This window comes from Antarctobacter aquimaris (assembly GCF_900184945.1).
In the GTDB taxonomy this organism is placed as follows: Bacteria; Pseudomonadota; Alphaproteobacteria; order Rhodobacterales; family Rhodobacteraceae; genus Maliponia; species Maliponia aquimaris.
In genome coordinates this window covers 338,240-345,018 of the sequence record NZ_FXYF01000005.1, presented here as the reverse complement: position 1 = coordinate 345,018, position 6,779 = coordinate 338,240, and the positions used below count along the sequence as shown (strand labels likewise).

The 6,779-nt window shown below is 68.4% G+C and carries 6 protein-coding genes and 1 pseudogene; 2 read left to right on the top strand and 5 right to left on the bottom strand.

From position 1 onward, the window contains the following. Positions 1-339: 339 nt before the first annotated feature. Positions 340-600 carry a hypothetical protein gene (locus MAA8898_RS11745; RefSeq protein WP_094021199.1) on the top strand — a complete coding sequence of 87 codons (261 nt, stop codon included), beginning with the start codon at positions 340-342 and terminating at the stop codon, positions 598-600. 163 nt (positions 601-763) lie between these two features. Then, positions 764-1,270, top strand: a pseudogene (locus tag MAA8898_RS27210) (DUF2478 domain-containing protein); the annotation flags it as partial. A gap of 158 nt (positions 1,271-1,428) precedes the next feature. Here the strand turns inward: MAA8898_RS27210 and MAA8898_RS11735 are convergent. From MAA8898_RS11735 to MAA8898_RS11715, 5 genes are all read right to left on the bottom strand, one after another. After that, positions 1,429-2,337: a MurR/RpiR family transcriptional regulator gene (locus MAA8898_RS11735; RefSeq protein ID WP_245853374.1), complete on the bottom strand. Its 909-nt coding sequence runs from the start codon at positions 2,335-2,337 to the stop codon at positions 1,429-1,431. A 94-nt stretch (positions 2,338-2,431) separates the two neighbouring features. Continuing rightward, a complete protein-coding gene (locus MAA8898_RS11730) occupies positions 2,432-3,553 on the bottom strand; it encodes a Gfo/Idh/MocA family protein (RefSeq protein ID WP_094021197.1) in 1,122 nt (373 codons plus the stop codon). Then, a complete protein-coding gene (locus MAA8898_RS11725) occupies positions 3,537-4,511 on the bottom strand; it encodes a hydroxyacid dehydrogenase (RefSeq protein ID WP_094021196.1) in 975 nt (324 codons plus the stop codon). The genes MAA8898_RS11730 and MAA8898_RS11725 overlap by 17 nt, the downstream gene beginning before the upstream one ends. Beyond that, positions 4,511-5,314, bottom strand: a complete 804-nt coding sequence (locus tag MAA8898_RS11720) for an HpcH/HpaI aldolase family protein (RefSeq protein WP_094021195.1) — start codon at positions 5,312-5,314, stop codon at positions 4,511-4,513. The genes MAA8898_RS11725 and MAA8898_RS11720 overlap by 1 nt, the downstream gene beginning before the upstream one ends. Before the next feature lie 32 nt (positions 5,315-5,346). Then, positions 5,347-6,777, bottom strand: coding sequence for an NAD-dependent succinate-semialdehyde dehydrogenase (locus MAA8898_RS11715; protein ID WP_094021194.1), 1,431 nt, complete (start codon positions 6,775-6,777; stop codon positions 5,347-5,349). Positions 6,778-6,779 lie beyond the last annotated feature (2 nt).

The window sequence follows — 6,779 nt, the reverse complement described above, 5'->3', positions numbered from 1 at the left end:
GGCTCCAGACGCGCCATCTGCGCATCCCCTCTCGTGACATTGCTGCGCAATGCACTGCCGGGCAGTGGGTCAGCCAGAAGAGATCACTCATGTCACCGCTCGCTTTTTGCAGCAGTGAATCACGCCCCCGCTCGCCGATCAATGGGTCCTGACCCTAGGTGTCCAGACACGCCGGCAATTCATCGAGATATCCGACGGGTGGAGCCGCTTTGCCGAGGACTCCGACGACAAGGGCGCGTTCCTCAGCGCTATCCGGGGCCACCTGGGCAATGACGGCATCAGCCATCCCTGCAAGAACACGAAATCGAGCAGATCGAGATCGGCGCGCGCCGGGCGCGGATGCTGGCCCTGCAATTGCTGGGCTTTGTGCGCCGGAAGCCCGGCAACCCGGTGCCGACCGACCAGCGCAACAGCGTGCGCGAGGGGGTGCGACTGGTCCAGGCGGCAAACGCCCCGACCCAGACCGGCGCGCTGTCCGATAAGGCCCTGCGCGGCAGGGGCCTCTTCACTGGCAAGGCGGGCTGCATCGCCTGCCACAACGGCGGCACCTCGATTGCCGTTCTTGCCAGCCATGGCGGTGACATCTTGGCGGCACCCTGACGCAAAGGATCTACAACCCCGAAAGCCCACCCGGAGCCGGCTGAAATATCCCATGGCCCACGTCGGCGCCGTGCTGACCCCGGTCGGCTGGGACCTGGCGGCCGAGGTCATGGCCGAGGTCTCCAAGCGCGTGCTCAAGACCTGCGGCGACCATGCCTGAGGCATGAAGACCTGTTCCTGCGAGTATTTCGAGAACACCTGCGCCATCTCGAAGCTGGTCAACCCGTCCACGCCCCCCAACGGCAAACCGCCGAACGGCGAAGATGCCGCCGGTCTGGACGATGCCGGGATCATCAACTTTGCCTCGACCTGCCCGGACCGGGGCAAATGCGATGTCGCCTTCCTGTTGGGGGCCGATCCCTACGAGACCAAGACCGTGCTGTTCACCGAATGGATGGTATTCCGCACCGCGCCCTGGGCACCACCGACCCCCATCCGCCTCGCCGCCGGCACGGTCCAGACCAACGGCAAATCGACCGGAGGCGGACCTTGCGACAGGGACCTGCGCGTGCGGGGCAGCGGCCCGGTGATCCTGATCGGCCAGGTCCTGGGCGCGGGCGCCAAGGCATGCCGCCTGGATCCCGCCGCGCCGGAACTGGCCGTGGTCGAGGTGGCCCGGCACCGCGATGACCGGTCCGAGCTTGTGCCGATCAACAGGTTCGGCAGGCACGAGGCGGAAGGCTTGCAGAGGTGTTGCCGCAGGACCTTGCATGGCTGGACGACCGGCTGGCGCCGCGTGCCCGCATCCGGGCCGCGTGAACGGCAGCAGCCGTGTTGGATGACCTTTGCCGGGGGTCTGTCGGCGCTGCCTGTCGCGGCCTTCGCTTGTCACCTGCTGGTGACGGTCGGGATCCTGGGTGTGCTGGTGTCGTCCTGGATGCGCGCGGCGACGGAGACCATGAGCGCCTGTGCAAGGCACATCGGCGCGGCCAGCGAGCGCGAGAAGGTGTAGTCGTGTTCCGGCACGGCAAACAGGATCGTCGCGGATTTCGCCAGCGGGGACAGCGTGCTGTCCGAGATGGCGACGATCGGCACGCCCGCGCCGGCCGCTTCCTCGGCCACGGTGACCACCTCGTTGGCGTAGAACCGGAACGACACGGCGATCAGCACGTCCGTTGCCGCCATCGTGCGCGCCATGTGCGTGGCCAGCCCGCCCGAGGCATCCAGCAGCACGCAGCGCTTGCCCAGCATGGTCAGGATGTAGCGCAGCAGGTTGACCACCGGTTCCGACCGCAACTGGCCCAGCAGGTAGACGGTGTCCGCCGTGTCGATCAATTCGGCGGCGCGGGCCAGGTCCTCGGCGCTGGTCGTCTCGACGAGATCCTGCAACGAGGCGATGTCGCGCACCACAAGGTCGCGCAGAAAGCCCAGTTCGGACCGGTCCTCGCGCAGCTGCAATTCGACCTCCAGAGCCTTCTTGCGCGCCTCGAACCCGGGCGCGGCGGTCGACAGGCGGCGCTGGAACAGCTGCTGAAGGTCCTTGAAGCCCCTGTAGCCCAGCGACTGCGCAAAACGGACAAAGCTGGAGGCGTGGATGCCGCAATGGCTGCCGATGGCATTGACCGACTGGACGGCAACATCGTTGGGGTTCTGGGTCAGGTACTCGGCGATGCGCTGGTAGGTCTTGCTCATCTGGTCGTGACGCGCGTGGATCACGCGGATGAGGTCCTCGTAGTCCTTTGGCGGCAGAAGGTCGGCCATGTCGGGGTCCTCGGCGGCGGAACGGTTGGCAACCATGGCAGGGTGTCCCGCACAATCGCAGAAGACCGGCGCGCTCGCAACGAATATTGCGAGAGGTGTTCTGCCGTTGCCGCAGGGCCGCCCCGGTCGGTCAGCCGGTCTGTTGCCAGCGCCCCTCGCGCGACGAGGCCTGGATGGTTTCGACGAGGTGCTGGATGCGCAGGCCCTTGGCAAAGGAGAACGGCTCCGGACCCTCGCCCGCGATGGCGCGCAGGAAGCCGGCGACTTCGATGGCCTTGAGATCGTTGAAGCCGATCTGGTGGCCGGGCGCCACGCAGAAGGCGCCGTAGGGTGGATGCGCGGGCGCCGCCTCGATGCGGCGAAAGCCGCGCCGGCCCTCGGGATCGTCGGCGGTATAGAAGTGCAACTCGTTGAAGCGTTCCTGGCTGAAGGACAGCGCGCCCTTCGATCCGTAGACCTCGAAGTCGTGCTGCATCTTGCGCCCCATGGCGACCCAGTTGCCCTCGATCGTGCCGGTCGCGCCATTGGCAAAGCGTACCATCGCGCGGCCGATATCGTCGGTCTCGACCTCGCGCGTGCCGCCCTTGCCGTCCGGGCGCGTGCCGATCACGGTCACGCAGTCGCCCATGACCTGCGCGATCGGCCCCAGCAGGAATTCGGCGCTGGCCAGCACGTGGCTGCCCAGGTCCGCCAGTGCACCGCCGCCCGCCGGATCGTGGCGAAAGGTAAAGGGTGCGCCGGCGTCGGCCATGTAATCCTCGGCGTGCAGCCCGCGATAGCCGCGGATCTCGCCCAGCTCCCCGGCCGCGATCATCTCGCGCGCCAGCGCCAGCATCGGGTTGCAGAGGTAGTTGAAGCCGACCTGCGTCCGGACGCCCGCGGCCTCGGCGGCCTCGGTCATCTCCAGCGCGTCGGCGGCGGTGGGGGCCAGCGGCTTTTCGCAATAGACGTGTTTTCCGGCGGCGATGGCGGCCAGCGCCATTTCCTTGTGCAGCGCATTGGGCGCGGTGATGTTGATCACGTCGATCTCGGGGTCGGCCACCATGGCGCGCCAGTCGGCGGTGGCATGGGCAAAGCCGAAGGCGCCTGCGGCCCGCGTGGCGGCCTCATCCGAGACGTCGGCAAGCGTGTGCAGGGTGACCGAGACCGGCAGGTCAAAGACCTTTTGCGCGGTGGCGTAGCCAAAGACATGGGCCTTGCCCATGAACCCCGAGCCGATGAGACCGACCTTCAGGTCAGGTTTTGATGGCATCTGCAATGTCCTTGCGATTGACGATCAGCGCCGGGTCGAGGGTGCCGGCAAAGAAATCAAGGATGTTCTGCGCCGAACCGATCGCCATGCGTTCGGACGCGCCTTCGGTCACGCCGGCGATGTGCGGGCTGAGGATCACCTGGTCGAACCCCAGCAGGGGATTGTCCGGGGCGGGAGGTTCGTCCTCGAACACGTCGAGCCCGGCGGCGCCCACCTTGCCTGCGGCTATGGCAGCGATCAGCGCCGCCTCGTCGACGATGCCGCCGCGCGCGGTGTTGACCAGGATTGCACCGTGTTTCATCGCGGCGAACTCGGCCGCGCCGATCAAGGGCTTGTCAGCCTTGGGCGCGGAGACCGAGATGACATCGGCCCAGGCCAGCCCCGCGTGCAGGTCGGTCGCGAGGGCGACCGGGCCTTCGGGCCAGCCCTGGGCGTGCAGGTAGGGATCAAAGGCGCGGATCGTCATGCCAAAGCCGGCCATCATCTGCGCGGTGTGCCGCCCGATGCGGCCATAGCCCAGGATCAGCAGGCTGCGCCCGCGCAGGTCCTGGCTTTCAAGGCTGTTGCGCCAGCCCCAGGGGCCCCTGCGGACCGAGGCATCGCCGCGCAACGCGCGCTTGGCGGCGGCAAGGATCATCATGCAGGCGTGTTCCGCCACCGAGGAGGAGTTGACGTCGCCGCAGACCGCCAGCGCAATGCCGCGCGCGGTCAGCGCCTTGACGTCGACGGCATCGTAGCCCACGCCGTGGCGCGACACGATCTTCAGCTTGTCGCCCAATGCCACGGTGGGCGCACTCATCGGCTGGGTGCGGATCAGCAGCGCGTCGGCCTCATGCAGATGGGGCGCGTAGCTGGCTTCGGAGATCTCGTCGATGTAGCGCACCGTCACGTCCGGCGCTGCATCCAGCAGGGCCCGGCCCGAAGGGTGCAGCCTGCCGGCGACAAGGACATGCGGCATCAATAGCCTCCCTCGGTCCCGGCCGATGCCGGCCCCTCCGTCAACTGGCGGAACCGCTCGACCGAAGCCTTGGCCGCCGCCGCCAGCAGCCGCGTGTCGCCGCCCACCGTGGTCAGGTCGTAGCCCCATCCTATCGCCTTGGCGGCGTACTCGGGCGTGCCGCAATGCAGGCAGGCGCGGATGCCGTTTGTCTTGCAGACCTCGGCGATGCGCCGGATCAGCGCCACCATCTCGGGCTCTTCGCGGTCAAATCCGGGTGGCAGCCGCCCGTCCTGCGTGCCCAGCGTCAGATCGGCCGGACCGACATAGATGCCGTCCAGCCCCGGCGTCGCGGCGATCTCCTCGAGGTTCTCCACGCCCTCCTTCGTTTCGATCATCGCCAGCGCCAGCACCTCGGCGTTCATCGCGACGCCGTAGCCCGGCATGGCAAAGCCCGCGCGGGTGGGTCCGAACGACCGCTGCCCCAGCGGCGGATAGCGCATGTAGCTGACGAACTCGGCCGCCTGCGCGGCGGTCGAGATCATCGGGCAGATGATCCCCAGGGCGCCGGCGTCCAGCGCCTTCATCACCGAGGCCGGGTCCAGCCAGGGCACCCGCACCATCGGCGTCACCCCCGAAGCCCGCATCGCCTGGAGCATCGGCAGGACGTCGGAATAGTCCAGCGCCCCGTGCTGCCAGTCGACCGACAGCGAGTCGTAGCCCTGCGCCGCCATGATCTCGGCAGTGAAGGGATTGCCGATGCTGCACCAGCCGTTCATCGCCGGTTTGCCCGCCGCCCAGAGCGCCTTGAGCCTGTTGTGCATGTGTTTCGCTCCTTCTTCGGCCGGTGGCGTCCTTACCAGACGACCTGCGCCAGTTTCGTGTCGAGGTAATCCCCGATCCCCTCGATCCCGCCTTCGCGGCCCATGCCGGAATAGCCGGTGCCGCCGAACGGCGCCTCGGCGGCGGCCAGCGCAAAGGAATTGACCCCCACCATGCCGGATTTCAGCGCGGCGACGGTGCGGCGGGCCCGGTCGGGCGACCGGGTGAAGGCATAGGCCGCCAGCCCCATGTCGCAGGCATTGGCGCGGGCCAGCACCTCGTCCTCGTCGCGGAAGGTGGTAATCGCGGCGACCGGGCCAAAGTTCTCCTTGGCAAAGACCGTCATGTCGTCGCGGACGCCGGTCAGCACGGTGGGTTCGTAGAAATGGCCTTCGTTGAAGGCAGCAGCGCGCCGGCCACCGTGCCTCAGCGTTGCCCCGGCCTGCACCGCGTCCTGCACCACGGCGTCGACCTCTTCGAGGCGTCGCGCGTTGATCAGCGGACCCATGGCTGTGGCCGGGTCCATGCCGTCGCCCAGCCTGATCGCGGCGGCGCGCTCCACGAAGCCCTCGACAAAGGCATCGTGCAGGGATTCGTGGATGAAGAAACGGTCCGGCGTCACGCAGACCTGCCCGCAGTTGGCGAACTTGGTCGGCACGGTGACGTCCAGCGCGGCCTTCAGGTCGGCGTCGTCGTACAGGATGCAGGGCGCGTTGCCGCCCAGCTCCATCGACACCTTCTTGACCGTGTCGGCGGCGTCCCGGATCATCTGCTGGCCGATGCGCGTCGACCCGGTGAGCGAGACCTTGCGCACCCGCTTGTCCGCCATGATCGGCGCATAGGTGTCGGCGGTCGCGCCGACAACCAGGCTGACCGCGCCATCGGGCAGGCCGCCCGCGCGGAGGCAGTCGACCAGAATCATCGCCACGCCGGGCGTCTGCGACGAAGGCCGCAGCATCACCGGACACCCGGCGGCCAGCGCCGGGGCCAGCTTGCGCGCCGGCAGGGCGGCGGGAAAGTTCCACGCGGTGAAGGCGCCGACCACGCCGACCGGCTCATGCGTGATCTCGAACCGGCCGCCCGGCACGCGGCTGTCGACCACGCGGCCGTAGATGCGTCGGGCTTCCTCGGCGAACCAGCGGAACTGGTCGCAGGCCAGCCCCCATTCGCGGCCCGACTGCGCCAGCGGCTTGCCGGTCTCCAGGCTGATCATGCGCTGCGCGGCGTCGGCGCGGGCTATCATCGCGTGGGCGATCCGGTGCAGCGCCTCGGCACGGCCAAAACCGCCCATTCCGCGCAACAGCGGCAGGGCAGCCGCCGCCGCGTCCAGCGCGCGTGCGGTATCGGCCGACGAGGCGGCGGGGATCGTGCCCAGCACCTTACCCGTCCCCGGCGAGCACACCTCGAGCGTGGCCGCCCCGGCGACCCAGGCACCGGCGATGAAATTTCCAAATCCCTCGTACATGA

What these genes read in the sequence shown, in the direction of transcription:
- MAA8898_RS11745 (WP_094021199.1), top strand. Translation starts at nt 340, where the DNA reads ATGCTGGCCCTGCAATTGCTGGGCTTTGTGCGCCGGAAGCCCGGCAAC.
- MAA8898_RS11735 (WP_245853374.1), bottom strand. Translation starts at nt 2,337, where the DNA reads ATGGTTGCCAACCGTTCCGCCGCCGAGGACCCCGACATGGCCGACCTT.
- MAA8898_RS11730 (WP_094021197.1), bottom strand. Translation starts at nt 3,553, where the DNA reads ATGCCATCAAAACCTGACCTGAAGGTCGGTCTCATCGGCTCGGGGTTC.
- MAA8898_RS11725 (WP_094021196.1), bottom strand. Translation starts at nt 4,511, where the DNA reads ATGCCGCATGTCCTTGTCGCCGGCAGGCTGCACCCTTCGGGCCGGGCC.
- MAA8898_RS11720 (WP_094021195.1), bottom strand. Translation starts at nt 5,314, where the DNA reads ATGCACAACAGGCTCAAGGCGCTCTGGGCGGCGGGCAAACCGGCGATG.
- MAA8898_RS11715 (WP_094021194.1), bottom strand. Translation starts at nt 6,777, where the DNA reads ATGTACGAGGGATTTGGAAATTTCATCGCCGGTGCCTGGGTCGCCGGG.